The organism is Mycoplasma enhydrae (genome assembly GCF_017116825.1).
Taxonomy (GTDB): Bacteria; Bacillota_I; Bacilli_A; order Mycoplasmatales; family Metamycoplasmataceae; genus Metamycoplasma; species Metamycoplasma enhydrae.
This window is the reverse complement of sequence record NZ_JAFIRD010000004.1, coordinates 37,154-63,832: the sequence shown is the minus strand read 5'-3', so window position 1 is coordinate 63,832 and position 26,679 is coordinate 37,154. Positions and strand designations below refer to the sequence as shown.

Below are 26,679 nucleotides of genomic sequence, written 5' to 3'. Positions count from 1 at the left end.
CTCCTTAAATATATTATTTTGCTAATAAATGTTTAACATCGATGTCACGTAATTTAGCAATTTCTTCTACTGTTCTAATTTTCTTAAGTGCTTTAACGGTTGCATGAATAATATTATGTTTTGTTCTTGAACCATATGTTTTGGTTGAAATATCAGTATATCCTGCTAATTCGACAACAGCACGAACAGTGTTAGAGGCAACAATTCCTGTACCTTTAGGAGCAGGACGTAGTTGTACTTTTGAAGCTAGGAATTTCTCTCTAATTTCATGTGGAATAGTTCCTTTTACAATTGGAACTGAAAAAACTTTCTTTTGTGCATCTTTAACAGCTTTTTTGATTGCGTCTTGAACTTCATTTGCTTTTCCGTGTCCAAAGCCTACTTTACCTTTTTTATCACCAACTACAACATATGCTGAAAATGAAAATCTTCTTCCACCTTTAACAACGGTTGTAACTCTGGCAATATCAATAACTTTTTCTTCAAATATTTTTGGTTGTATTGAATTAAATGATCTTTTAGTACTAAAAGTTTTTCTTTCGGTATTTGATTTATTAGTTGAAGCTTCTTTTTTGATTTCTTTTTTTGGAGCTAAAACTACTTTTGTACCCTTAGCAGTTTCGGTTTTTTCTTTTTTAATTTCTTCAGCCATTAGAATTTAATCCCTTCTTGTCTTAATGTATCAGCAAAAGCTGCTAATTTACCATGGTAAATGTAACCTGAACGGTCAAAAACAATTTCCGAAATTTTTGCTTTTTTTAGATTAGATGCAAATTCTTTAGCAACTAATTTTACAGTTGAGATATTGTTTCCTTTGTCTTTGTCAGATAATTGTCTAGTTGAAAATGAAGCTAATGTAGTATGGTTGGCATCGTTGATTGCTTGTGCATAGAAATTGTGTAATGATTTAAATACAACTACACGAGGTCTAGATGCTGTTCCCTTTGCTAATTTATTTGTAATCTTCAAATGTTTAGCTTTACGTTTTTTGTTTCTAGATAACATAATTTCTCCTAATCAAACTACTATTTAGCAGCAGTTTTTCCTTCTTTACGTCTAATAACTTCATCTTTGTACATAATACCTTTACCTGAATATGGGCTAGGACGTCTAATATCTCTAATGTTTGCAGCAAATTCTCCAACTGCTTGTTTATCAATACCTGAAATAATAATATTTGTAGGTTTCGGTACTTCAACTTTTAAATTTGAAGGTATTTCTTTTGTCACAGTATGTGAATAACCCGCAATAACTTCAATTGCATTTCCTTTAAGGGTGGCTTTATAACCAACACCTTTGATTTCGATTTCTTTTTTGTAACCTTTTGAAACTCCGATTAACATGTTATTAATATTGGCATTTGTTGTTCCATGTAATTGTTTTGTAGTTTTTTCTTCATTAGCTCTTAATGTTTTAATTTCATTGTTTTCTACAACAACTGAAATTAAGGGTGAAAATGTATATTCTAATTGTCCTAAATTACCTTTTATAATAATGTGATTATTGTTTAAATTAACTTCTACTCCTGTTGGAATTGCTAAAATTCTTTTTCCAATTCTTGACATATTTAATTCCTTAAAATCTTATTATCAAATGAAAGCAACAACTTCGCCACCTAAGTTGGCTTTTCGTGCTTCTTTATCTGTTAATAAGCCTTTTGAAGTAGAAATAATTGCTGTACCATAACCACTTAGTACACGTGGTAATTTTTCTGATGATGAATATACTTTTAGACCTGGTTTTGATACTCTTTTAATATCGGTGATTGCAGATTGGTTTTGGTTCATTCCTTTGTATTTCAAAGTAACTTTTAATTGCTTAAAGCCTTTTTCTTTAGGACTAATTACTTCATATGAAGCAATATATCCTTCTCTTTGAAAAATCTCAAGGATTTTTTCTTTCTTTGAAGAATGTGGTAAAACAACTTCATGATATTTTCTTGAAATTGAATTTTTAATTCTAATAAACATATCTGCTATTGGATCTGTAATAATAGCCATAATTATCAGCTCGCTTTCTTTACACCAGGGATTTTACCTTCATGTGCTAATTCTCTAAAACAAATTCTACAAATTTTATATTTACGTAAAACAGCATGAACTCTGCCACAAATTTGGCAACGTGTGTATTTTCTTGAAGAAAATTTTGGTTCACGTTCAGCTTTAACCATTAATGATTTTCTTGCCATGTATAATCTCCTTAATTATTGCCTTTTGCAAATGGAATTCCAAGTTGTTTTAATAAAGAAAAAGCTTCTTGATTTGTCTTTGCAGTGGTTACTAATATAATATCCATACCTTTTAATTTACGGATTTTATCAAATGAAATTTCTGGGAAAATAATTTCTTCCTTAATTCCGATAGCATAGTTTCCTTGGCCATCAAAACTTTTTGTGCTTGTACCATTAAAGTCACGAACACGAGGTAAAGCAACATTAATTAATTTTGTTAAAAATGATCACATTCTTTGACGTCTTAATGTTACTTTTCCACCCATTGGCATACCTTCACGTAATTTTCAAGATGCCAATGATTTTTTTGCTACTGTTTGATATGGTTTTTGACCAGTAATTTGAGCTAGTTCAACCATAACTTCTTCTATAGCTTTTGAATTTGATACTTCATTGCCAGCTGTCATGTTAACAACTATTTTTTGTAATCTAGGAGCTTGCATTATTGATGAATATCCGAATTCTTTAACTAATTCTGGACGAATTTTTTCTAAATATTTTTTTTCTAATTCTAATTTAGCCATAATAAAACTCCTTTCTAGATAACCTTATTAACTTTTTTCATAACACGTTGTTTTTTGCCGGTTTTTGTATCAACTTTTCATCCAATTTTTGTACCAATTGATCTTTGGCCTTCAGCACCTTTTTTAGCTAGATAAGCCACATTTGAAACATGGATTGGATATTCTTTTTTTTCAATTTTACCTTCGGTGTTTTCTTGTGAAGGTTTATGGTGTTTGGTTTTCATATTTATATCTTTTAGAATAACAGTATTATTTTTAGTATTTGTTGCTAATACAGAAGCAAATTTACCTTTTGATTTACCAGAGATGACTAAAACAAGGTCGTTTTTTCTAATTTTAGCTTGAGCCATAATTATAAAACCTCCGGTGCTAGTGAAATTATTTTTAAATAACCCTTGTCACGTAATTCTCTTGCCACAGGACCAAATACCCGGGTTCCTCTCATAGAACCATCTTCTTTAATTAAAACAACAGCATTGTCATCAAATCTAATGTATGAACCATTTTCACGTGACAATCCTCTTTTTGATCTAACAATAACAGCTTTTAAAACTTGACCTTCTTTAACTACTGAGTTTGGCATTGCTTTTTTAACTGTAACAACAACTACATCACCAATATTGGTGCTTCTAACAATTGAGCCACCTAAGTTTTTAATAATCATAACTTTTTTAGCTCCTGAGTTGTCAGCTACATTACATCTAGAAAATTCTCTAAGCATTTTCGTTTCCTCCAATTGCGTGAGATTTAATCTCTACCAATCTAAAGTGTTTTGTTTTTGAAAGTGGTCTTGTTTCTTGAATTTCAACTACATCACCAATTTTTGCTTCATTTTTTTCATCATGAACAGCAAATTTCTTTGATTTCTTGAAACGTTTTGAGTATAATGGGTGTTTTTCGTATGTTTCAACTATAACAGTAATGGTTTTTTCGTTTTTTGTACTAATTACAGTTCCAACAAGTTTTTTACGACGGTTTTCTCTTACTTGTTCCATTATTTATCTCCTTCTTGTTTTTTAAAGTTTAAAGCTGTTAGTGTTCTTGCAATATCTTTTTTAATTAAATCAATTTTATGTGTTTGGTCTAGTTGACGTGTTGCATTTTTAAAACGTAATGAAAATAATTCTGCTTTTAAATCATCTAAGATTTTGTTTAATTCTTCGATTGATTTTTTTGATAATTCAGCATAAGTCATAACTATTTATCTCCTTGAAGGTTAACTTCAGTTTCTTTTGCAACAATTTTTCAAGTAACTGGTAATTTGTGTCCGCCTAATCTTAAGGCATCTTTCATAACATCTACTTGGTTACCCATTACTTCAAACATTACAGTTCCTTCTTTAACAACTGCAAATCATTGATCTGGGCTACCTTTACCAGAACCCATACGAACTCCAATAGGCTTTGAAGTTTTTGACATATGTGGGAATATTTTAATAATAACTTTTCCTTCACGACCCATACGACGAGTAATTGCAATACGGGCAGCTTCGATTTGTCTAGCACTAATTCATGCTGAAGAAGTTGATTTTAGACCAAATTCTCCAAATGAAACTGTGTTGTTTCGACTTGCTTTTACCTTGTCATGACGGATACGAAACATTTTTCTATGCTTAGTTCTCTTTGGTTGAAGCATTTTTTTCACCGCCTTTTCTTGGTGCTCTTGGTTTTCTTTCTGGTTTAGTTTCTAAAAATTCATTATTCTTTTTGTTAGCATCTAGAATTTCACCTAGTGATACTCATACTTTAATTCCTAAAATTCCATATGTAGTTTTTGCTCTTGCAACTGCATAATCAACATTTTGTCTTAAAGTATGTAGTTTCATTTCACCTTCGGTGTATCCTTCAGTTCTAGCCATGTCAACACCATTTAGACGACCAGCAACTGAGGTTTTGATACCTTTAGCTCCAGCTTTCATAGCACTTTTAATTGCCATTTTTTGAGCCATTCTAAAGCTACCACGATTTTCTAGTTTGATTGCTATTCCTTCAGCTAATAATCTTGCATTTAAATCAGGGCTTTTTAGTTCCATAACTTCAAGATTAATGTTTAGGTTTTTGTTTTTTAATTCTTTTTTTAATGATAATGTTAATGCTTTAATGTTTTCACCATTAGTTCCTAATAAAGAAGCTGGTTTTGCTGTATAAACATAAACAATAACATTTTTATTTTGATTTCTTTTAATTTGAACGTTACCAATTTGGTATTCACGAACTTTTTTATCAAAGAAATCATATATTTTTTGATCTTCTAATAATAAGTTGGCAAAATCTTTTTTATCTGAATATCAAGTTGTATTATGTGGCTTTGTTATACCATAACGAAAGCCATTAGGATTTACTTTTTGACCCATTATTTTGCCTCCTTATTATTCATTTCTTCAAAATCCATTTCTGCTAATTCAATATAGAAATGGCTTGTTCTTTTTAAAATTGGAAAAGCTCTTCCACGTGAGTGAGGTTGATATCTTTTTAATGTAGGACCATCATTAACCAAAATTTTGGTTATAAATAATTTTGTGGCATCCATACCATTATTATTAGTTGCGTTAGCGATTGCTGAGTTTAGAAGTTTAAGGATAATTGCTGATGCTTTTTTGTTTGTTGTTTGCAAAATTACTAATGCTCTGGTAGCTGATTGATAACGAATTAAATCTGCAACTAATCTAGCTTTTCTTGGGCTGATTCTTTGCATATTAACTGATGCTTTAACTACTTGTTTCATATTATTTCTTTCCTTTAGCTTTATCAGCGCCATGTCCATTGAATGTTCTTGTAGGTGCAAATTCACCTAATTTATGTCCAACCATATCATTTGTAACAAACACATCAATAAATGCATGTCCATTATGTACTTGGAATGTTAATCCAATGAAATCCGGATATATTGTTGAACGTCTTGATCATGTCTTAATTGGACGTTTTGGAGATTTGTTTTCAATAATTGCAACAACTTTTTTCATTAAATGATCATCAACAAACGGTGCTTTTTTTAATGAACGAGACATTATTTAGCTTCCTTTCTTCTTCTAATAATAAATTGGTTAGATGCTTTTTTAGTTGCTCTAGTTTTAACTCCAAGAGCTTTTTTACCTCATGGTGTCATTGGTGATTTTCTTCCAATAGGTTGATGACCTTCACCACCTCCATGTGGGTGATCATTAGGGTTCATTGCTGAACCTCTAACTGTAGGTCTAATACCTCTTAGTCTATTTCTACCAGCTTTACCAATGTTTACTAGTGAGTGTTCTTCGTTTCCTACTTCACCAATTGTGGCACGACAAACTCCTAGAACTTTTCTTACTTCGCCTGATTTTAGTCTTAAGATGATGTATTTTCCTGATTCATCTTTACCTAAAATTTGAGCTGAACTACCAGCTGAACGGGCGATTATTCCACCTTGTTTAGGCTGTAGTTCAATATTGTGAACAAATGTACCTTCAGGGATATTCATAAGTGGTAAGTTATTACCAATTTGAATATCAACTTTTTCACCTGATACAACTTTTTGTCCGACTTTAATACCTTTTGGACTGATGATATATCTTTTTTCTCCATCACGGTATACAACTAATGAAATGTTTGCTGATCTATTTGGATCATATTCAATAGTTTTGATAGTACCTTCGATTCCATCTTTAGTATATCTTTTGAAATCGATGATACGATAGAATCTTTTTAATCTACCACCGTGGTGACGGGTTGTTATTTTACCTTGATTATTTCTACCTGCATGTGAAGCAAGGGCAACAAGCAATGATTTTTCTGGTTTATGCCCAGTTAGATTTGCTTGGTAATCAAGAGAAGACATATTACGGCGACCATTAGTATATGCTTTAAATTTTTTAATAGCCATTTTTGTTTTCTCCGTTTCTTAAAAATATTTTTATCTTTTAAGATTCTTAATTATTTTATTTTTAGCATAATCTTATATTTCAATTATTCTTTATCAAGATCTGCTTTTTTAGTTGTTTTAGCAGCTGGTTTTGGTTTTGGTTCCGCCTTAGCTTTAGCTTCTGCTGCTTTTTTAATTTTTTCAGCTGCTTTCTTTTCAGCTTCTGAAATTTCTTTAGGTTCTTCTTTTTTAGCTTCTTTTTTAGTTTCTTCCGCTGCCTTTTGAGCTTCTTTAGCTTCTTCAGCAAATAAAACTATTTTTGAGTTTTGATCTAAGTAAACGATTGCTTTTTTAACTGCGTTTTTAAAACCTTGATATCTACCTAATTTAGCGGGTTTTTTATCATAATTCATAATGTTAACTTTTTCAACTTTAACATCAAAAATGAATTCAACTGCTTTTTTAACTTCGATTTTGTTTGTTCTTTTATCTACTACAAATGTATAAACATTGTGATTAGATCTTGCAATTTCTGATTTTTCAGTTAGAACTGGATATTTAATAACTTCATTTATATTCATTATTTTGCCATCCCTTCTAAGAATTTAATGTCTTGTTCACTAATAATCATTACATCTGCTGCAACTAGTGCTTCAATTGATAATGATGTTACTTTTGATACATGAACATTAGGTAAATTTCTTGCTGATTTAAACACTTTTTCGTCTGAAGAAATTATTAAAACATTATTTAAATTAATCAAATTGTTTTTGTTTAATTCAACTAATAATGCTCTAGTTGAAATTTCTTCTAATTTGTAGTCTCTAACTAAAACTGAATCTTCTTTAGCTAACATTGTTAGCGCTGAGAATAAAGCATTTTTACGAGCTTTCTTATTAATTTTTAAATCGTAGTTTCTTTCAATGGTTGGACCGAAAGCTCTACCACCACCTACGAATACAGGACTTCTTTTTGAACCTGCACGGGCACTACCAGTACCTTTTTGGGCTCATGGTTTTTTACCTGTTCCACTAACTTCACCACGATTTTTAACTTTATGAGTTGCTAAACGTTTTGCACCTCTTTCAGCCATAATAGCATCAAAAACTGCTTGAGCATAGATTTTTTCTAATCCAAATACAGATTTTGGTAAGTTAGCTGATGATTCTTTTTTAGGTTTTGCACTAACTTTAGCACTTGAAGAAGTTTTAACTACAGGTGTCGTTTTTGAAACTGGTTTTGTTTCTTTTTTAACTGGTGTAGTTTCTTTAGTTTCTTTAGCTTTAGCTTCTTTTTTAGGTGTAGTAGTTTCTTTAGTTTTTGAAGTTTCGTTAGTTGTGGTTGATGATGCTTTAGCTACTGGTTTATCTATTAAATTTTCTTTTTCAATAAATTCGATTGCTTTTTCATTTTCAACTTTAGCTTCTGAAACTCTATTAGCTATAATTCTTGCTTTGTCTAAATTTACACTTCCGCTATATGTACCATTTCTATGGAATCATACACGAGTATCATTTTCGGATTTTTCACTAACACTAATAAATTCATTTACTGCATCTAAAAAGTTAACAAAGTTTCCTGAAATTTTTTCTTTGGCCTTCTTGAAATTAAATGAGATTTTTCCAGAACTATCTGATTTTTCAGAGATATAGTATTTATCTACAACTTTAGTCATATTATTTATCTCCTTCATTTGTTTCTTGTTCTGGTGTTTGTTCAGCTTCTTTAGCTTCAGCTGCTGCTTTAGCTTCGTTTTCGATTGCTTCTGCTAGTGCTGCTTTCATTTGTTTTAATGACATTTCCATATTTAATTCAAGATTGTATTTTTTAGCTTGTTCAAAAATTTCATTTTTAGCAAGTGCTTCTTTTAAGTTAACAAGTTTTATTTCTGCTTTCTTTTGAATTGATTTTTTAGCATTCTTAATAACTAATAAAGCACCTTTAGCTCCAGGAACACTTCCTTTAATTAACAATAAATTGTTTTCTGAATCTGATTTAACAACTTCAAGATTTTGAATAGTTACTTGTTCAGCTCCTAAATGTCCTGGCATTGTCATACCTTTTCAAACTCTATTACCAGAGATATCTCCAATAGATCCAGTTTGTCTTATAGGTTGTGAACCACCACCACCACCGTGAGATTTAGGTCCGATGTGTTGGTTTCATCTTTTAATTGCACCAGCAAATCCTTTTCCCTTTGAAATTGCCGTAACGTCAACAATATCTCCGCCATCAAAAATTGAGGCATCTATTGTATCTCCTAAACTTAATCCAGTCATGTTACGGATTTCTTTAACGAATCGCTTAGGTGTTGTATTTGATTTTTTGAAATGGTTGATTTCAGGTTTCTTAATTTGAGATTTTTTCTTATCTTCTAAACTAAGTTGTGTTGCAACGTACCCATTTTTTTCTTGGGTTAATACATTAGTAACAACATTTGGTTTAACTTCAACTATGGTCACAGGTATTAATTTACTTTCTGATGTGAATAGCTGAGTCATTCCAACTTTTCTTCCTAAGATTCCCTTCATATTTTTCCTTTCGATATTTAAATATTTACAGTTGTTGTTCTTACGCGTGTTATATTAAAATTTAAAAAATAATAATCTGTATATTAAGCTACAGATTTAACACTTATTTGAACACCAGCTGGCAGTTCTAATCTTTTTGTTTTATCGGCTAATGTTTCTGAAACGCCTGACAAAATGATTAAACGTTTGTGAGTTCTACTTTCGAATTGTTCACGTGATTTTTTGTTAACGTGAACCGATCTCAAAATAGTTACAATTTCTTTTTTTGTTGGTAAAGGAATTGGTCCACTCACTGTTGCTTTTTCAGTTTTAGCTAGTAAGACGATTTTTTTAGCAGCATCTTCTACTAATTGTGCATCAAAAGCCTTGATTTTAATTTCTAGTTTTGACATGTGTTTGTTCTCCTTCTTCATTAATGAAGTACTCCACATAAGTTCTCAATATCCGAGATGAACAACTAAGCTTGGCATATCGTAACCTTATGTTTCTTTGCATAGATTGCTAATTAATTATAACAAAACAATTTTTTTTAGTAAAATTTTGAATTTTTTTATTTTAGACAAAAGAAAAAAGCAAAAACGCTTTGCTTTTTCCAAAATTCATAAAAACTTGATTTCTATTTAGTTTTTCAATTTGATATGTAGTTTCCATTATCGTCTTTTTGTTGCCCACAAGCTGCTAAAATGAAATCTACTAAGTGTCATATACCAAGTCCAAAGAATATTTTAAGTATTCCTAAACCTATTCTTCCTCCATAAAATCTATCAATACCAATTCAACCTAGAAAAAATGATAATATTGTTAAAACTAGTCTACTTTTATGTGACATTTATATCTCCTTATTTATAATATTTTCTTTTGAAATCAGTAATATTATATTTTAAATAAGATAATAAATTTACAAACTTTTGCTTATTCTTAAGATATTGATATTTTTTTGTAAAAAATTTAATTCTATATTATAATTTAACATGCAATATTGCGGAGGGGTAGCGAAGCGGCCAAACGCGGGTGGCTGTAACCCACTTCCTAACGGTTCGGGGGTTCGAATCCCTCCCCCTCCACCATTTTGCCCTTTAGCCAAGTGGAAAGGCAGCGGTTTTTGGTACCGTCATCCGTTAGTTCGAATCTAACAAGGGCAGCCATATCGTCTATACGATTAAATATGAAGCTTAGGTTTCATATTTTTTTATTTAAATTTTATAAAAATAAAATATGTGAACTTATTAAGGCTCACATATCTTGAATTAATCTATTTAACAATTATGTTAATAATTTTATTTTCAACATATATTGTTTTAACTATTTCTTTTTTTTCGATTCATTTTAGAATTGAAGGAATTTTTAGGGCATTATTAATAACATCTTCCTTAGTTCAAGTTGGTAGGATTTCAATTTGCCCTCTGGCTTTTCCATTTATTTGAATTCCAATTTGAGGGTTTGAAATTAAAATTTTGTCTTTTTCAGCATATGGCCATGATTGATATTGAATTGGTTTTTCATTTATCATTTCTAAAAACTCTTCAGATAAATGGGGCGCAAAAGGAGATAACATGATTGCAAAATTTTTAATAATACTTGATGAATTAATTTTTTTAATATTAACTAAATAATTAATAAACACCATAAATTTACTAATTGCAATATTAAATTTATATCTTTTAATATTTTCATTAATATCCAAAATTAATTGATTTATTTTGCTATCTAATTCTTCATGTTTAACACTTAAATCAATGTTATCTTTTAGATAATTAATTAGATTATATATTTTATCTAAAAACTTCCTAATACCATTTAATGAATCAGTATTTCAAGACTTAGAATCAGTTAATGGTCCCATAAACATTTCATAAATTCTTAAAGCATCAGCTCCATGTGATTCAACTAACCCATCAGGACTAATAACATTTCCTAGTGATTTTGACATTTTTTGACCATCTGGACCCAAAATTAAACCTTGATTAATTAGTTTAGCAAATGGTTCCTTAGTATTAACCACACCTAAATCATATAAAAAGCGATGTCAAAATCTTGCATAAAGTAAGTGCAATACAGCATGTTCTTGACCACCTATATATAAATCAACAGGCATTCAGTTTTCAAATCGTTTTTTGGCTTCATCACTATCTAAAGCCAAGTATGAACCATCTTCATTTTTTAAAATGTAAGCTAAAAAATATCAACTTGAACCAGCTCATTGAGGCATGACATTTGTATCATGACGATATTTTTTACCTTTTCATTCTACATTTAATCATTTTGTGGCATTTGCCAGTGGGCCCTCAGTTGAGCCTGATGGTTTAATGTTTTTTATTTCTGGCAATGCTACTAATTCTTTAACTAAATATATTTTATTTTCTTCATCAAATAAAACTGGAAACGGTTCACCTCAATATCTTTGACGTGAAAAAATTCAATCTCTTAATTTATAGTTTGTTTTTTTATTAACAGCATTTATATTTTTTAAGGCGTTATAAATTTTTTCAGTGGCTTGAGCATTATTGAAGCCATTAGCAAAATCTGAATTAATGTGTTTGCCATTGCCTGTGAATGGTAGGTTTTTTGAATCAATTATACTTTCAATTTTTAGATTAAATTTTTTAGCAAATTCATAATCTCTTTCATCATGTGCAGGAACTGACATTACAGCTCCTGTGCCATAATTCATTAAAACGTAATCTGAAACTCATATTTGAATTTTTTGATTTGTTAATGGATGAATGGCATAAGCACCTGTAAATAAACCAGTTTTATGTTTATTTAACTGAGCACGTTCTAATTCATTTTTAGTTTTAGCTTCAGCAATGTATTCTTTAATTTCTGGTTTTTTATCAAATGAACATATACTTAATAATAAAGGGTGTTCTGGACTAATTACTAAAACTGAAACTCCAAAAATAGTATCTAGTCTGGTGGTAAATGTTTGAAGGTTTTTAGTTGAATTTAAAATTTTTCATTCAACAACATGACCTTCAGATTTACCTATTCAATTTTTTTGTAATAATTTTAAGCTTTCAGGTCAGTCTAATTTGTCTAAATCTTCTAATAGTTTGTCAGCATAAGCAGTTATTTTTAGAACCCATTGTTTCATAGGTTTCTTTATAACTGGATAATTGCCTCTTTCGGATACTTTTTGACCATTAACTTCAATAATTTCTTCATTAGCTAAAACAGTACCCAAGCCCTCACATCAATTAACATCAACTTCTTCAATTGAAGCTAAGCCTTGTTTATATAGTTCTTTAAAAATTCATTGTGTTCAAACATAAAATTTCGGATCAGTTGTATTTATTTCTTTTTTATAATCATATGAAAAACCCATTGATTTTAGTTGTCTTCTAAAATTATCAATGTTCTTTAGTGTAAAAGGTGCTGGATGATTTCCAGTTTTTAGAGCATATTGCTCGGCAGGTAAACCAAAGGCATCCCAGCCAATAGGATGTAGAACATCATAACCATTTAATCTTTTATAACGTGAAATAATATCAGTTGCAGTGTAGCCTTCTAAATGGCCTACATGTAACCCTGCGCCAGAAGGATAAGGAAACATGTCTAAAATATATGCTTTTTTATTATGTTTTTCAGTTGTTTTAAAAGATTCGTTTTTTTCTCAAAAATCTTGCCATTTTTTTTCAATTATTTTGTGATTATACATGATATTAATTTTACATTAATAAGCATTTTTTTTAAAATTTAAAATAAATTTTTACATTCACTATTCTTATAAATTTTTGCTTAAATTGAGAATAGTTTTATGCTTCAAAAGCTTCTAATTTGACAAACATTTTTTTTTAAATTAAAATGTTGTAAAATTTATATATTATTTTCAAAAAAATTATAAAGAGGTAGTTTTATGGAAGAAAAAAATAAAGATTATAAAAACACATTACTAATGCCTAAAACAGATTTTTCAATGAAGGCTAATTTAGCTGAAAAAGAAACTATTTTTAGACAAAGATGACAAGATATCAACTTGCATAAAAAAGTTTTAGAACAAAACAAAAATAATAAGTCTTTTGTTTTACATGATGGACCTCCATATGCAAATGGAAACATACATGTGGGACATGCCTTAAACAAAATTTTAAAGGATATTATTGTACGTTTTAGAAGTATGCAAGGTTTTTATAGCCCCTTCGTAGCAGGTTGAGATACTCATGGTTTACCAATTGAACACAAAATGCTATTAGAAAGAAAAATGACAGCTAAAGATTTTTCAATTGCTGAACTAAGAAAAGCATGTGAAAAATATGCATTAGGCCAAGTTGAAAAGCAAAAAGAGCAATTTAAACAACTTTCACTGTTAACTGATTTTTCTGAAATTTACATTACTCTTAATAAAGATTTTGAAGCTGAGCAATTAAAACTATTTAAAAAAATGATTTTTGATGGTTTGATATATAAAGACTTAAAACCTATTTATTGATCGCCATCATCACAATCGGCACTTGCTGAAGCAGAAGTAGAATATGCCGACCATATTTCTCCATCTTTATATGTTGCTTTTAAAATTAAAGAAGGTAATGTGCTTGTAAATTCTAATGATTATATTTTAATTTGAACTACAACCCCTTGAACTTTGATTGCTAATTCTGGTGTAGCTGTTAATAAAGATTTTGAATATATAAAAGTTAAGGTTAATAACAAAAACTATATTGTTGCTAAAGAAATGCTTGAAAGTGTTGTTACAGCATGTAAATGAGAAAAATATGATATTGTTGGCAAATCTTTTACCGGTCAAAAGCTATTAGATGTTAAATATGAAAGCCCAATTAACAAATTAATTTGTCCTATTGTTGAAGGGCACCATGTTAGTCTTGAAAGTGGTACAGGTTTAGTTCATATGGCGCCATTATTTGGTGAAGATGACTTTATTATTGGCACAAAAAATAACCTTAAAAAAATTATGCACGTTGAAGATGATGGAATGCTAAATGATTTAGCTTTAGAATTTAAAGGTTTATTTTATAATGATGCCAATCCTTTGATTGGTCAATTTCTTGAACAAAATGACCTACTACTTGGATTTAAAAAAATCAAGCACTCATATCCACATGATTGAAGAACTCATCAACCTATTATGTATCGTGCAACACCACAATGATTTGTATCACTAAAACCTATTAAGCAAAAAATAATTGATGAAATCAATAATGTCAAAACATATAACGATTGATCAAAAAATAGACTTAAATTAATGCTTGAAAATCGCGATACTTGATGTATATCAAGACAAAGATCTTGAGGTGTGCCAATTATTGTTTTTTATGACAAAAATAAGAATCCTGTTTTAAAAGAAGATATTTTTGATTATGTAATTGATTTAGTTAAAAAGCATGGTTCAAATATATGATATGAAAAAAGTGTAGACGAACTTTTACCTGCTAAATATCGTAATCAGGGCTTTAGCAAAGAAAATGACATCATGGATGTGTGATTTGATTCAGGTTCAACTTCTTTAGGAGTTAAACCTAATAATATCGAAGCACCATTTGATTTGTATCTAGAAGGTTCAGACCAGTATAGAGGATGATTCAATAGTTCAATGATTAATTCTGTTGCTTGAAGAAATAAATCACCTTTTAAGGCATTTTTATCTCATGGCTTTACTTTGGATGGTAAGGGAAGAAAAATGTCTAAATCATTAGGCAATACAGTTGATCCATTAGAAGTAGTTAAAAAATATGGTTCTGATATATTACGTTTATGAGCAGCTAATTCAGAATACACAGCTGATATAAGTATAGATAACAAAATACTGGACCAAAATGTAGAAATTTATCGTAAATTAAGAAACACCATTAAATTTATGCTTGGTGGGCTAGATGATTTTGATTTTAAGAAAATAGAAATTGAAGGAATTCATGCTTTAGTATTAGCAAAACTAAGAAATTTAGAGTGCAGAGTTTTAAATTACTATGAGAACTATCGTTTTGTTAATGTAATTAAGGAAGTAAATAATTTTATAATTGATTTAAGTTCATATTACATTTCAATAACCAAGGATATTTTATATTTAGATAAACAAAACTCAAATGAAAGAAGACAAGTTCAAAGTGTATTCGCAGCTGTTATTGAAACTCTAGTTCAAATACTTGCTCCTATTTTACCTACTACCATGGAAGAGGTTTATGAATATTACAATAAGCCTAATAAACTTGAATCTGTTCATTTATTAAAATGAAATTTATCTAACAAAGTTGATTTAAGTTTGGAAGAAAAATGAAATGAATTCTTTGAAATTAAGGATGAAATTTATAAACTAATTGAAGAACAAATTCAAAATCAAACGATTAAGAGACAAAATGAAGCACTTGTAATAATAAAAACAAATTCAAGTTTTATTAAATCATTACCTCTTACTAAATTATTAATGGTTGCCAAAGTTGAATTTGGTGTTCAAAATTCTGTAAGTAAATTAGAATCTAAAAAATGTTTAAGATGTTGAAATCATTTTGAAGAAATTGATTTTAATAATGATCTTAAAATTTGTAGACGCTGTGAGGAGGTTATTAATGGAAGATAAAAAAATCAAATATTTTTCAAAAGAATACTGAAAAACTAATTGAAAAACTATTGTTATTAACTTATCAGTATTTATTGGTTTAATGTTCATTTTTTCATTAGTAGACCTATTAACAAAAGGCTTTTTATTTAGATGAAAAGATAAGGCTAATCTTATTGTTGACGAAGATTTTCGAATGGGTAGTTCTTTTATGATAATACGCTCTGTTTTACATAAAGGAACAACAATAGGAATATTCGAAAGCAACTTAGCAATATTACATACAATAAGTTTTTTAATAATTTTAGGTTCAATGTTTGGAGTTACTTTTATTAAAGATAGAAAAGCTTTTATTGTTGTATTCTTAGCTATGATTAGTGCTGGATCTTTTGGTAATATGTATGACCGGTTTGCTTTCAAGGGAGTTAGAGATATAATTAATCTTCCTTGAGCAAATCATGGAGTATTTAATATTGCTGATGTGTGATTAGTTTTAGGAGCCATAGGCACATTCTTATCAATTTTAATTTACAACTTAGTTATATTTATTAAAAATAAGAAAAAACAAAAATTAGAAGCACAAATACAAAATCAAGAAAATAATGAAGACTCACAATTTACTAACAGCCAAATATAATGGCTGTTTTTCTTATCTTTTTCTCAAACTAATAATTAAATGGCAAATTATTGCTATAGATATAGGTGGAGGTAAATAAATGAACTTAACAAAATTAAATAAGAAAGAATGTGATGAACTAGTTGGTGGAGTTGCCATAAGTGGTATTATTGGTTCTATATTAGCAGCTTTACCAGTAATTATGTCAACATTAACTTCTACTGTGGGCCTCATTAGAAGTGTTGGCTCATCTAAAGGTGAAATTAAAACAAAAGATGGTTTTAGTGCTAAATGAGATGATGGAGACAATTCAAGTGGCTTTAAAGTTGGTTTCCATTATTGTATTTAGCTAAATTAACAAAAAACTCAGATGACAATAATCATTCTGAGTTTTAATTATTTTTCTCTGCTAATTAGCACTATTTTTTTGATTTTTCTAATATCTTATTAAATCTTTCTACACGTCCACGAGCTTTAACATCGCTACGGTTTCCAGTGTAGAATGCATGACAATTAGAGCAAACATCTAGAGATACTTTTTCAGCAGTTGAACCAAAACTAAATTCTGAATTACATGATGAACATGTAGCTTTAATTTCAGCATATTTTGGGTGAATTTCTTTTTTCATAGCATGCTCCTTTGAGTATAAGTTAATTAACTAGGTAATATTTTACCAAATTTTGCTATTTGTTAATGTTTTTTCATTTTCATTCTACAACTTCTGGCATATCATATCCATGCTCTAGAATATATTTATGATGTTCATCTAATTTTTTATCCATTAGATCTAAAAATTCTTGTTGTTTTGAACCATATAATTTAGCAATTGCGTCTTTAGCAATATGAAACCTATCCATATGGCTTAATTGTCTAATGTCAAAACTTGTGGTAATATCTCCATTTTCTCTATAACCATGAATTATTAAATTATGATTATGTCTTTCAAAGAAAATATCTCTAATTAAACCTTCATATCCATGAAATGCAAAAACTATAGGTTTATCTTTAGTAAATGCTTTATCAAATTCTTCATGGCTTAAACCACGTGGGTCTATTTCCGGTACTCTTAGTTTTAACAAATCAACGACATTAATGTATCTAATTTTTAGATTTGAAAAATGATTATTAATAATAGAAATAGCAGCTAGTGTTTCTAAATTAGGTTCAACACCTGATGAAACGAATACTATATCTGGTTCTTCATTAATTTTAGTATTCGAAGCTCAATCAATAACCTTATAACCTTTTTCTACTAGTTCTTGAGCTTCAGCAACACTGTAGAATTGTTCCCTTGGTTGTTTTGAAGCTACAATTAAGTTAATAACATTTCTTTCAGTTAAAGATTTTTGCATAATTGCCAATAATGTATTAGCATCCGCTGGCAAGTATTCACGAATTAATTCTGGGCGCTTGTCAGCTAAATGACCCAACAAACCAGGATCTTGATGTGTATAACCATTATGATCTTGTTGAAATGCTGTAGAAGTTGCAATTATATTTAATGAAGGATAATCTTTTCTTCATGATAGTTCTAAGGATTTTTTTAGTCATTTCATGTGCTGAGTAATCATTGAATCTACAACACGTAAAAATGATTCATACGAAGCAAAAAAACCATGTCTACCGGTTAGTACATAACCTTCTAAAAAACCTTCTGCTTGGTGTTCACTTAATTGTGAATCAATAATTCTTCCTTCAGTAGAAACTCATTCATCATATTTTTCCGAAGAGTCTTCTAGTCATTGTCTTTTGGTTACATCAAATAAAGCAAATAATCGATTTGATTTAGTTTCATCTGGTCCAAAGACTCTAAAATTATCTGGGTTTTTTAAGACAACATCAGCCATGTATTTTCCCAATTCAACCATATCTTGTGATTTTGAAGCTCCAGGATATTTAATATCAATAGCAAAATCTTTTCATGATCTAAGTTTTAGAGCTCTTGGATTAATTCCTCCATTGGTTATAGGATTAGTTGCCATTCGAGAATCACCAGTGGGTGCTAATTGTCTAATTTCAGGTATTATTTTTCCTTGCTTATCAAATAATTCATTAGGTTTATATGACATTAATCATTTTTCAAGTTCTTTAATATGTTCAGTTTTAAAATAACTTACTGGTAATGGTACTTGGTGTGCTCTAAAACTACCTTCAATAGCTTGACCATCTCATTCTTTAGGACATGTTCAGCCTTTTGGAGTTCTAACAACTAAAACTGGTCAAGTAGGTCTTTTAACTTTAGAAGCGCCTAGTTTTTTGGCTTCTTTTTTGATTTCAAGAATTTTTTCAATGGCTTTATCCATTAAAGTTGCCATTTCTTCATGGATTTCAATATTAGTTTTCTTTGAAGATCAATTAAAAACTATTGGCTCTCAACCCATTCCTCTAAAATACTCTTTAATTTCATTTTCAGGTTTTCTTGATAATAAAGTTGGGTTTGATATTTTGCCACCATTTAAATGCAAAATAGGTAAAACCACACCATCATTAACAGGATTAATAAATGAATTTGAAAATCAGCCGGAACATAATGGACCTGTTTCAGCTTCTCCATCTCCAATAACAGTTGCAGCTATAACGTCAGGATTATCTAAAATAGCTCCTGTAGCGTGTGATAGAGCATATCCTAATTCTCCGCCTTCATGTATAGAACCTGGACTTTCAGGCGCAGCATGACTTGCTGTTCCACCGGGGAATGAAAACCTTTTGCACATTTTTTTCAAACCAGCGATATCTTCAGTTATTTCTGGATATATTTCAGTGTATGAACCATCTAAATATGAATTAGATATCATCACTTGTCCACCATGTCCTGGACCTTCAATATAAAACATGTTAAGATTGTATTTTTTGATAACTCTATTTAAGTGTAAATATATAAAGTTTTGTCCTGGTATTGTGCCTCAATGTCCAATTGGATATAATTTAATATCACTGGGTTCTAATTTCTTTTGCAATAATGGATTATCTTTCAGATAAATTTGAGCAACACTTAGATAATTTGCCGCTCTAAATCACTTATCCATTGATTCAAAATATTTAGTTTCATTATATTTATTATTTGATTTCATAATACCTCCAAAAGTAGTATTTAATATGTTTTTGCATTAATAATTTTACATTATATTAACCCAATAATCTTGAATATAAAAAAATGCCCTAAGGCATATTTATAAACCTAGTTCTTCATCTGTTGGAATTTTTAAATTTGAGCCCACATAAGCAAAAATTTCAGGGCTTTGTTTTAAATATTTTCCATCTAAAATTCTTCTCACGGATTTGACTGTTTCATTTAATGGAACATAAACTCCTGGAGCTTTAGTAAAATGCTCAGTCATAAAGAAGTTTTGGGTAAAGAAGTTTTCAAGCTGTAAAGCTTTGATAACTGTTTTTTTAGATTGATCATCAAGTTCATCAAAACCTAAAATCATAATTACATCTTCTAGGTCCTTGTAGGCTTTTAAAATTCGCTTGGTTTCCACTATAGCTTCAAAGTGTTTTTGACCAATAATTTTTTCATCAACCGAATGCGATGAACTAGCAAGTGGATCAAAAGCAGGGAAAATATTTTTTGCTGTTTGATTACGAGATAAAACTAAATTTCCATCTAGGTGGTTAAATACTGCTACAGCTGATGGATCACTTAAATCATCCATTGGTAAGAATATGGTTTGAAAAGAAGTGATAGCACCGTTATTGTTTTTAAATAATCTATTTTCAATATTAGCGATATCACTTTCTAAAGTAGATTGATATCCTCCCACTGATGGTTTTTTGCCTAATGAAGCACTAACTTCATTTTCAGCTTGCACAAAACGATAAATGTTATCAATGAATAATAAAACATCTTCTTTTTCAATGTCTCTTAAATATTCTGCTGCAGTAATTCCTATTGGCACAATAGACATACGAGCACCAGGAGATTCGTTCATTTTTGAAATATACATTGAAGAATTTTTCATTAACTTAGATGATTCAAGTTCATTGAATAGTTCAATGGCTTCACGTGAACGTTCACCTGAACCGATAAAAATGTTAGATGTCTTTTTAGAATCTTTATTAATATTAAAAATAATTTCCTTCATTAAAACAGTTTTACCAACTCCTGCACCACCAAAGATACCAAGTTTGTATCCTTTAATAATTGGCATAAAAAAGTCTATTGCTTTAATTCCTGTTTCTACTATTTCAATTTTATTATCTAAATAACGGTCTTTGTTGATGGTTGAGTTCATTTCAACATATTCAGGCATTGATAATTTATTTTCTAATAAGGGTTTGCCTTCAAAAGAATAAATGTTGTTTTTTGAATTCATTCCTACTGGAACCATAAAACTTTTTTTAGTATTAACTATTTTATCAGTCATACAAATTTCTTTAGAGCTATAAATAATAATAGCTCTTACAGTTTCTTCATCAATTACTCTTTTAACTAATAAATATGTTTTGCCATCATTTGTGGTTAGCAAATGATTTACTGCTGGCAAACTGTTTTTAGGAAATTTAATTTCAACAATATCTGATCATAATTTTATTATTTTACCCATTATTTATCTCCTAAGGTTTTTGCTATTTTTTCTAAATAGATGTTATTAAATTCCACAAATTCATTTGTATAATCAGTTTGCCATCCTAAATTTAAATAATCAGAATATTGTTGAAGTGCATAAGCAAAAAAGTCTTTTACTAATTCATCATCATAATCATCGCTTGTTTGAATTGTATTAAATATCTTTTTAGCTTCTTCATTGGTTTCAACTAAGATATCAATAAATTTAAGTGCTTTTCGGTCATCCTTAATACCACGTAAGATTTTTCAAGAAATTAATTTTGACATTAATAGCACAAATTTATTTGAATATAATGAATATCCTTTTTGGATAAACATTTTATCAATCATTTTGCCCTTGTATAGCAATTCCGCTGTTTCTTTATTTAGTTCATAATCCAACATGGCAAGTTTTAGGTGTCTTTTATATTGTTTAAAAGTTTTGGCTACTTCTGAAGCCACTTTTGACATTATTCTATTTTGTACTGAAGATCCTGTTCTTGAAACTGATAAATTAATGTTGATAGCAGGTAAAATACCTTGAGAAAATAAATCAGCACTAGTTACGATTTGACCATCTGTAATTGAAATAACATTAGAAGCAATTAAGCTTGTGATATCACCATCAATTGTTTGAATTATTGGTAAAGCTGTAATGGTTTTACGACCTTCAAAAGAACCTGCTCTTTCTAGTAATTGTGAATGAGCAAAGAATAAATCACCTGGCATAGCTTCTTTGCCGACAGGTTTATCAGTAAGCAGCGCTATTTCTCGAATAATATTGGCATGTTTAGTTAAATCATCGAAGATAATAACAACATCATCAGTTAGTGAAATATTTTCAGCATGAGCCATACCTATGTAAGGTGCTAAATATTGTTCATATGCACTTGTTGAAGGAGCATCAATTATAATTGTGTTTTTTAAAGCATTGTGTTCTTCTAAAACACTATATATTCTAGAAATACTTTCTTTCTTTTGGCCTATAGCTACATATATACACTTTGTATCAGTTTTAGCTTGGTTCAAAATTACATTAATGGCAATGTGAGTTTTACCAGTTTGTCTATCACCAATGATTAATTCACGTTGACCTTTACCTATAGGAATTAATAAATCAATTGAGCTAAAACCTGTATATAGTTGCTCATTTAAAGTTTTAACTGTCATTAAATCATGAGCCAATTTAAAAATTGGTGTTTGAGGATCATCTTTTTGTTTTTTGATTTCTTCTTTAAAAGGCAATATTACATTACCAAAAATATCTATAACCTTGCCAAAATGTGCCAAAGAACTAAAAACTTCATTTCGCTTAGTTGGACAGATAGTATCATTGATTTTAATTTCCTTGTTTTCATTATTTGCTAATAAAAATGCCCGATCAGTAGAACAATTAATTAAAATCATTTTGATGCTATCGTCTTTTGTACTAACAAAGTGTTGGCCTTGTTCATATGGGAATTCCCCTACTACTTCGATAATGTAACCAAATATAGAAACAACTCTTGGGTTTGGTTCATTATTATTTATTTTTCTTGTGCTCATTTTCTTTTCCTTCCTGTTTAATTTCAAAATATTGAGACATAATATAAATTCGATATTCTAATGAATCATTAGCTATATAAAGAACAATATTTGGTAAAAATTCAACATAGTAATTTTTAATTAGGCTCAAAATTTCTTGATTGTAGATTTCTTCTAATTGTAATTCATATTTCTTGGATTGATTTAGTTTTTGAATTGATGGTATTTTTTTAGTACTACTAAACTTAGTATTTATTTCAAATTCAACCTTAAAATCTTGATATTCGATTGCACTACATTTTGAAACTAGTGATTTTAGTTTATCTAAAAAACTTGTAACTTCTAATGAAGATTTATTTAATGAATTTTTTAAGATTATTGTTGAAATCAATTTATTAAAATTTATAAAATTATCTTTAGTTAAATTTTGTTCCAATCAAAACAAAATTTTATTCTTATTTGAAATAAATTTTTGATGCTCTTTATCTTTCATTTGTTCCTCAATTAAATTCAAAATATAACAATAATAAATTACTGCTAATTTAAAACATACCTTTAAATTATATTAAATAATTATTTAATATGTTAATTATCTATTGATTAATAATATATTAGTAAATCATATTATTATTTAAGATACAAAACACAGTGGTTTTGTATTGCTTAAAAATAGTATAGTACTAAAACACGATAACAGATGGCATGATATATATATTAGTTTTGTATTGCTTAAAAATAGTATAGTACTAAAACTTAATAAGATTGGTGATAAGTGGTAGAGAGGTTTTGTATTGCTTAAAAATAGTATAGTACTAAAACAAATAAATATATTCTATTTACTAAAACCTGGTTTTGTATTGCTTAAAAATAGTATAGTACTAAAACAAAGATTAAAGTTTTTGATTTATGACAATGGTTTTGTATTGCTTAAAAATAGTATAGTACTAAAACTTTTATTCTGTTGTATAGAAGTAATTTCTTGTTTTGTATTGCTTAAAAATAGTATAGTACTAAAACATAGTTTATTTACTCATATATCTGGTTCTAAGTTTTGTATTGCTTAAAAATAGTATAGTACTAAAACTCATAACCAAAATAGCCAATTTTTGTTGAAGTTTTGTATTGCTTAAAAATAGTATAGTACTAAAACCGACCACTAAATTATAATACTTAGGTTTTAGTTTTGTATTGCTTAAAAATAGTATAGTACTAAAACTAACTGATGATTGAAACAAATTCAAAAGAAGTTTTGTATTGCTTAAAAATAGTATAGTACTAAAACCCAAAGAATTACCAAACTTTGACTGGTTAAGTTTTGTATTGCTTAAAAATAGTATAGTACTAAAACTATATTCTGATTTTTGAATTGTTATATTATGTTTTGTATTGCTTAAAAATAGTATAGTACTAAAACTAAAAGTTAAAGCATTTATTCAATCATGATGTTTTGTATTGCTTAAAAATAGTATAGTACTAAAACAAAAATCTTAGATATATTAATCATTTCATTAGTTTTGTATTGCTTAAAAATAGTATAGTACTAAAACTATAATCCATTTTTTGAATTGTTATATTATGTTTTGTATTGCTTAAAAATAGTATAGTACTAAAACTAACTTGTAATAATTTTTTTGCTACTTTTTGTTTTGTATTGCTTAAAAATAGTATAGTACTAAAACTACATAAATATATATCATTAATACTAGTCAGTTTTGTATTGCTTAAAAATAGTATAGTACTAAAACCTTTTAATTTTTGTAACTCTATTTGTTGCTGTTTTGTATTGCTTAAAAATAGTATAGTACTAAAACAAATTCAGATAGAACAGATCAAGCCATAATGTTTTGTATTGCTTAAAAATAGTATAGTACTAAAACTGGCATGTCTGTAGTTTATGATGAAAGTAAGTTTTGTATTGCTTAAAAATAGTATAGTACTAAAACTTGTTATTGTGTTTTCATAAGTCATTAAATGTTTTGTATTGCTTAAAAATAGTATAGTACTAAAACGATAAAGAGTATTTCAGTAAATTGGAGTTAGTTTTGTATTGCTTAAAAATAGTATAGTACTAAAACTAACCGATGATTGAAACAAATTCAAAAGAAGTTTTGTATTGCTTAAAAATAGTATAGTACTAAAACATTATGTTAATAGTTTTAATGACTTTAATAGTTTTGTATTGCTTAAAAATAGTATAGTACTAAAACAAAGACCCTTTAGAAAAACAAATAGAAAAAGTTTTGTATTGCTTAAAAATAGTATAGTACTAAAACCTCAATCTGTTGTTGGTAATTTTTTATCTAGTTTTGTATTGCTTAAAAATAGTATAGTACTAAAACGTCAAATTATTGAAATTTTCAACAATTTGACGCCTTTTTTTATTAAATTAACTGTTTTTTTAGTTTTATTTGCTTAAACTCATTGTTTTTTAACTCTTCAAGAACTCTTTCAGAATTTACGTTTTTAACATTATATTCATCTTCAAATCATATTTTTATGGAATCAGTAGAAATAAATTGATATAAATTAGATTGTTTTTCAAAAGCGCAACACTCTAATTCATTAAGATTTTCAATAATTGAAAATAAATTATTAGTTATTACTAGAAAATTAAACTTATTTAAATATTTGTTTAAAGTAGCACATGGTATTGTAAAATCTTTTAATATTATTAATTGCTTATTAGTTGACTCAAAATTACCTAGTCATTTTTCAAATGTTTTTTCACTAATAAACTTTTCATCATCCAAAGATATTAAATTTTTCATTATTTTAATTTTGTCCATGTTAATGGTTAAAAATTCATCAGAAATTCAATCATTTATTTTGTCAATTTCTTCTAAAAATTTATCATTGTTAAAAATTGCTTGAACATCAAGATTCTCGTTATTTAAAATAATTTTAGTTAGTATGTTTTTTGCAGATAAATTATATAGCTCTTCCAGTTTTGTTAATGGTGATACTATAATTGCATTCTTTATAGAAATTTCAGAATTTTCAATTTCAAAAACAGTTTTTAAATTTTTAATTTCATATTTATAAAAGTTAGATATTAATTCATCAATGTTATTTGTCTCAATTACAAATATACCTTCATATTCGATCGGACTTATTGTTTTTAAATTATTAATTTGCAGCATTATAATTCAATGTACCTTTCTTTGTCATTATAATATTCATTTATTGATTTTTCTCCCATTAAAATGTCAATATTAGCATATTGCTTTTCAGTAACCAACAAAACTCTCACGTTTGATTTTGGTGGAATTATTTTCATAAGCCTTTCTTTTTCATAGTTGTAGACTGTTTGAAAACCAATTGTTTTGACATATATTGAATATTGCATCCTGTGGTAACCCATTTTAATTAATGAGTTTCTAAACTTATTAGAAAAAGGTAAGTTGTCATTTTCAGTTGAAATATCGTACATAATTATTATTTTCATATATCTATTTTGAACTTCAGTCAATTGCCAATTCCTTTATATCCCTATTTTCTAGTATACCTTTAGTTAAATAATCAATATAATCAATAATTTTCATTTGCTTATTATTAACAACTATATGCTGTTGCAAATATAAAAATAATTCTTCTTTATAGTCTTTAAAATTTGATTCTATTTTGGAATTCTTTTTAAGCACAAACTTATATACAAGATTATCTACAATGCACCGTAATGGTTCTACTAAATCACAAGCTAGGGGTACGTTATTATTAAAACTTTTATGAAAAACACTAATTCGATTATCAAAACCTTTCGAAACTAAAGAACGGCTCACATATGACATTAAAACACTATATCCATAGTTTAAATATATATTTATATAATCATTAGCATTTTCTTTTTCTCGAATGAAATCTTTTCCAAAAATGGATTTAAAATAAACTTTTGCAGCATGTCCTTCTCGGTTGGATAAGTCCATAATTTTAACATCTTCAAAATAATTGCTTAAGTTCTCAATTGTGCTAATATCATCAGGAATTAAGTTTTCAATTAAATTTTTCGAGTTTAATATTTTTAATTTAATAATTAATTGTCAGGTTTTTGCTTTGTATTTGTCATCTCAACTAAGTTGAGAAGCAAAAACCTTGTTATCAAAATAACCATTAAAAGGAATTATTTGAGCTATTGGCATATGCTTATAATCGCAAAAAATAATATTCACTTTTTTTTCAATTAAATCATTTATTAGTGGAATGCTTATGGCCATTCGATTATTTTCAAAAATAATTGTTTCTATATCATTAATTGGAATAATAATCTTACTTTGTTCTTTTTTAACAATAAGATTACCTAAAAATAAAGATAAATATTCACTTTTTGAAACATCAATAACTTTTTTCATTTTTACCTCCGCCAGA

32 protein-coding genes, 2 tRNA genes and 1 CRISPR repeat array are annotated in these 26,679 nt (G+C 28.4%); of the genes, 5 read left to right on the top strand and 29 right to left on the bottom strand.

From position 1 onward, the window contains the following. Window positions 1-13: 13 nt before the first annotated feature. The 20 genes from rpsE to JXZ91_RS02155 form a co-directional block, all read right to left on the bottom strand. On the bottom strand, window positions 14-652 hold the full coding sequence (rpsE, locus tag JXZ91_RS02250) for a 30S ribosomal protein S5 (protein ID WP_205851385.1): 639 nt from the start codon (window positions 650-652) through the stop codon (window positions 14-16). Beyond that, window positions 652-1,005, bottom strand: coding sequence for a 50S ribosomal protein L18 (gene rplR, locus JXZ91_RS02245; protein ID WP_205851384.1), 354 nt, complete (start codon window positions 1,003-1,005; stop codon window positions 652-654). The genes rpsE and rplR overlap by 1 nt, the downstream gene beginning before the upstream one ends. Window positions 1,006-1,025: 20 nt before the next feature. Further along, window positions 1,026-1,565, bottom strand: a complete 540-nt coding sequence (rplF, locus tag JXZ91_RS02240) for a 50S ribosomal protein L6 (RefSeq protein WP_205851383.1) — start codon at window positions 1,563-1,565, stop codon at window positions 1,026-1,028. Window positions 1,566-1,586: 21 nt separating this feature from the next. Continuing rightward, window positions 1,587-2,000, bottom strand: coding sequence for a 30S ribosomal protein S8 (rpsH, locus tag JXZ91_RS02235; protein ID WP_205851382.1), 414 nt, complete (start codon window positions 1,998-2,000; stop codon window positions 1,587-1,589). A gap of 2 nt (window positions 2,001-2,002) precedes the next feature. Continuing rightward, window positions 2,003-2,188, bottom strand: coding sequence for a type Z 30S ribosomal protein S14 (locus JXZ91_RS02230; RefSeq protein ID WP_205851381.1), 186 nt, complete (start codon window positions 2,186-2,188; stop codon window positions 2,003-2,005). Between the two features lie 11 nt (window positions 2,189-2,199). Beyond that, window positions 2,200-2,754 (bottom strand): 50S ribosomal protein L5, encoded by a 555-nt coding sequence (gene rplE, locus JXZ91_RS02225; protein ID WP_205851380.1) that lies wholly within the window; start codon window positions 2,752-2,754, stop codon window positions 2,200-2,202. Between the two features lie 14 nt (window positions 2,755-2,768). Continuing rightward, window positions 2,769-3,104, bottom strand: a complete 336-nt coding sequence (gene rplX / locus JXZ91_RS02220) for a 50S ribosomal protein L24 (RefSeq protein ID WP_205851379.1) — start codon at window positions 3,102-3,104, stop codon at window positions 2,769-2,771. 2 nt (window positions 3,105-3,106) lie between these two features. Continuing rightward, on the bottom strand, window positions 3,107-3,475 hold the full coding sequence (rplN, locus tag JXZ91_RS02215) for a 50S ribosomal protein L14 (protein WP_205851378.1): 369 nt from the start codon (window positions 3,473-3,475) through the stop codon (window positions 3,107-3,109). After that, the gene (gene rpsQ, locus JXZ91_RS02210) at window positions 3,468-3,749 is read right to left on the bottom strand and encodes a 30S ribosomal protein S17 (RefSeq protein WP_116171587.1); all 282 of its coding nucleotides are present in this window, start codon (window positions 3,747-3,749) and stop codon (window positions 3,468-3,470) included. The genes rplN and rpsQ overlap by 8 nt, the downstream gene beginning before the upstream one ends. Continuing rightward, window positions 3,749-3,949: a 50S ribosomal protein L29 gene (rpmC, locus tag JXZ91_RS02205; protein WP_205851377.1), complete on the bottom strand. Its 201-nt coding sequence runs from the start codon at window positions 3,947-3,949 to the stop codon at window positions 3,749-3,751. The genes rpsQ and rpmC overlap by 1 nt, the downstream gene beginning before the upstream one ends. A gap of 2 nt (window positions 3,950-3,951) precedes the next feature. After that, window positions 3,952-4,389 (bottom strand): 50S ribosomal protein L16, encoded by a 438-nt coding sequence (rplP, locus tag JXZ91_RS02200; RefSeq protein WP_205851376.1) that lies wholly within the window; start codon window positions 4,387-4,389, stop codon window positions 3,952-3,954. Continuing rightward, window positions 4,367-5,107 carry a 30S ribosomal protein S3 gene (rpsC, locus tag JXZ91_RS02195; RefSeq protein WP_205851375.1) on the bottom strand — a complete coding sequence of 247 codons (741 nt, stop codon included), beginning with the start codon at window positions 5,105-5,107 and terminating at the stop codon, window positions 4,367-4,369. Before rpsC ends, rplP begins: the two co-directional genes overlap by 23 nt. Continuing rightward, complete coding sequence (gene rplV, locus JXZ91_RS02190; protein ID WP_205851374.1) at window positions 5,107-5,478, bottom strand: 50S ribosomal protein L22; 372 nt, start codon at window positions 5,476-5,478, stop codon at window positions 5,107-5,109. Before rplV ends, rpsC begins: the two co-directional genes overlap by 1 nt. 1 nt (window position 5,479) lies before the next feature. Further along, window positions 5,480-5,761 (bottom strand): 30S ribosomal protein S19, encoded by a 282-nt coding sequence (gene rpsS, locus JXZ91_RS02185; RefSeq protein ID WP_205851373.1) that lies wholly within the window; start codon window positions 5,759-5,761, stop codon window positions 5,480-5,482. Next, complete coding sequence (gene rplB, locus JXZ91_RS02180) at window positions 5,761-6,609, bottom strand: 50S ribosomal protein L2 (RefSeq protein ID WP_205851372.1); 849 nt, start codon at window positions 6,607-6,609, stop codon at window positions 5,761-5,763. Before rplB ends, rpsS begins: the two co-directional genes overlap by 1 nt. An 83-nt stretch (window positions 6,610-6,692) precedes the next feature. Next, window positions 6,693-7,169, bottom strand: a complete 477-nt coding sequence (gene rplW / locus JXZ91_RS02175; RefSeq protein WP_205851371.1) for a 50S ribosomal protein L23 — start codon at window positions 7,167-7,169, stop codon at window positions 6,693-6,695. Then, window positions 7,169-8,263, bottom strand: a complete 1,095-nt coding sequence (gene rplD / locus JXZ91_RS03695; protein WP_205851370.1) for a 50S ribosomal protein L4 — start codon at window positions 8,261-8,263, stop codon at window positions 7,169-7,171. Before rplD ends, rplW begins: the two co-directional genes overlap by 1 nt. A gap of 1 nt (window position 8,264) precedes the next feature. Then, window positions 8,265-9,119 (bottom strand): 50S ribosomal protein L3, encoded by an 855-nt coding sequence (gene rplC, locus JXZ91_RS02165; protein WP_205851369.1) that lies wholly within the window; start codon window positions 9,117-9,119, stop codon window positions 8,265-8,267. Between the two features lie 83 nt (window positions 9,120-9,202). Beyond that, the gene (gene rpsJ, locus JXZ91_RS02160; RefSeq protein ID WP_444850752.1) at window positions 9,203-9,532 is read right to left on the bottom strand and encodes a 30S ribosomal protein S10; all 330 of its coding nucleotides are present in this window, start codon (window positions 9,530-9,532) and stop codon (window positions 9,203-9,205) included. 203 nt (window positions 9,533-9,735) lie between these two features. Further along, window positions 9,736-9,948: a TM2 domain-containing protein gene (locus JXZ91_RS02155; protein ID WP_205851368.1), complete on the bottom strand. Its 213-nt coding sequence runs from the start codon at window positions 9,946-9,948 to the stop codon at window positions 9,736-9,738. A gap of 154 nt (window positions 9,949-10,102) precedes the next feature. On the opposite strand from JXZ91_RS02155, the gene JXZ91_RS02150 reads away from it, so the two are divergent. Then, window positions 10,103-10,186, top strand: a tRNA-Tyr gene (locus JXZ91_RS02150). Window positions 10,187-10,189: 3 nt separating this feature from the next. Continuing rightward, window positions 10,190-10,264: transfer RNA gene (locus JXZ91_RS02145), tRNA-Gln, on the top strand. A 107-nt stretch (window positions 10,265-10,371) separates the two neighbouring features. On the opposite strand, the gene leuS is transcribed toward JXZ91_RS02145, so the two are convergent. Then, window positions 10,372-12,777: a leucine--tRNA ligase gene (leuS, locus tag JXZ91_RS02140; protein ID WP_241006241.1), complete on the bottom strand. Its 2,406-nt coding sequence runs from the start codon at window positions 12,775-12,777 to the stop codon at window positions 10,372-10,374. A 198-nt stretch (window positions 12,778-12,975) separates the two neighbouring features. Between leuS and ileS the strand changes: the two genes are divergently transcribed. From ileS to JXZ91_RS02125, 3 genes are all read left to right on the top strand, one after another. Then, window positions 12,976-15,648 carry an isoleucine--tRNA ligase gene (gene ileS / locus JXZ91_RS02135; RefSeq protein ID WP_205851367.1) on the top strand — a complete coding sequence of 891 codons (2,673 nt, stop codon included), beginning with the start codon at window positions 12,976-12,978 and terminating at the stop codon, window positions 15,646-15,648. Further along, on the top strand, window positions 15,638-16,264 hold the full coding sequence (locus tag JXZ91_RS03690) for a signal peptidase II (protein ID WP_263752720.1): 627 nt from the start codon (window positions 15,638-15,640) through the stop codon (window positions 16,262-16,264). The genes ileS and JXZ91_RS03690 overlap by 11 nt, the downstream gene beginning before the upstream one ends. A 79-nt stretch (window positions 16,265-16,343) precedes the next feature. Next, complete coding sequence (locus JXZ91_RS02125; RefSeq protein WP_241006240.1) at window positions 16,344-16,592, top strand: hypothetical protein; 249 nt, start codon at window positions 16,344-16,346, stop codon at window positions 16,590-16,592. Between the two features lie 70 nt (window positions 16,593-16,662). On the opposite strand, the gene rpmE is transcribed toward JXZ91_RS02125, so the two are convergent. The 8 genes from rpmE to cas1 all read right to left on the bottom strand — a co-directional run bounded on the left by rpmE (window position 16,663) and on the right by cas1 (window position 26,663). Beyond that, entirely contained in the window at window positions 16,663-16,872 is a 210-nt protein-coding gene (rpmE, locus tag JXZ91_RS02120; protein WP_205851366.1) for a 50S ribosomal protein L31, read from the bottom strand. A gap of 55 nt (window positions 16,873-16,927) precedes the next feature. After that, window positions 16,928-19,315, bottom strand: a complete 2,388-nt coding sequence (locus JXZ91_RS02115) for a phosphoketolase family protein (protein ID WP_205851365.1) — start codon at window positions 19,313-19,315, stop codon at window positions 16,928-16,930. A 99-nt stretch (window positions 19,316-19,414) separates the two neighbouring features. Next, window positions 19,415-20,791: an MSC_0618 family F1-like ATPase beta subunit gene (locus JXZ91_RS02110; RefSeq protein WP_373422510.1), complete on the bottom strand. Its 1,377-nt coding sequence runs from the start codon at window positions 20,789-20,791 to the stop codon at window positions 19,415-19,417. Next, window positions 20,791-22,338, bottom strand: coding sequence for an MSC_0619 family F1-like ATPase alpha subunit (locus tag JXZ91_RS02105; RefSeq protein WP_205851364.1), 1,548 nt, complete (start codon window positions 22,336-22,338; stop codon window positions 20,791-20,793). The genes JXZ91_RS02110 and JXZ91_RS02105 overlap by 1 nt, the downstream gene beginning before the upstream one ends. Further along, the gene (locus JXZ91_RS02100; protein WP_205851363.1) at window positions 22,316-22,810 is read right to left on the bottom strand and encodes an MSC_0623 family F1-like ATPase-associated protein; all 495 of its coding nucleotides are present in this window, start codon (window positions 22,808-22,810) and stop codon (window positions 22,316-22,318) included. Before JXZ91_RS02100 ends, JXZ91_RS02105 begins: the two co-directional genes overlap by 23 nt. Window positions 22,811-22,968: 158 nt before the next feature. Beyond that, window positions 22,969-24,656: a CRISPR direct-repeat array (repeat unit 36 nt; unit sequence GTTTTGTATTGCTTAAAAATAGTATAGTACTAAAAC). A gap of 42 nt (window positions 24,657-24,698) precedes the next feature. Then, entirely contained in the window at window positions 24,699-25,457 is a 759-nt protein-coding gene (locus JXZ91_RS02095; RefSeq protein ID WP_205851362.1) for a hypothetical protein, read from the bottom strand. Continuing rightward, window positions 25,457-25,786 (bottom strand): CRISPR-associated endonuclease Cas2, encoded by a 330-nt coding sequence (gene cas2 / locus JXZ91_RS02090; protein WP_205851361.1) that lies wholly within the window; start codon window positions 25,784-25,786, stop codon window positions 25,457-25,459. The genes JXZ91_RS02095 and cas2 overlap by 1 nt, the downstream gene beginning before the upstream one ends. Continuing rightward, complete coding sequence (cas1, locus tag JXZ91_RS02085; protein ID WP_205851360.1) at window positions 25,767-26,663, bottom strand: type II CRISPR-associated endonuclease Cas1; 897 nt, start codon at window positions 26,661-26,663, stop codon at window positions 25,767-25,769. The genes cas2 and cas1 overlap by 20 nt, the downstream gene beginning before the upstream one ends. Window positions 26,664-26,679: the final 16 nt, after the last annotated feature.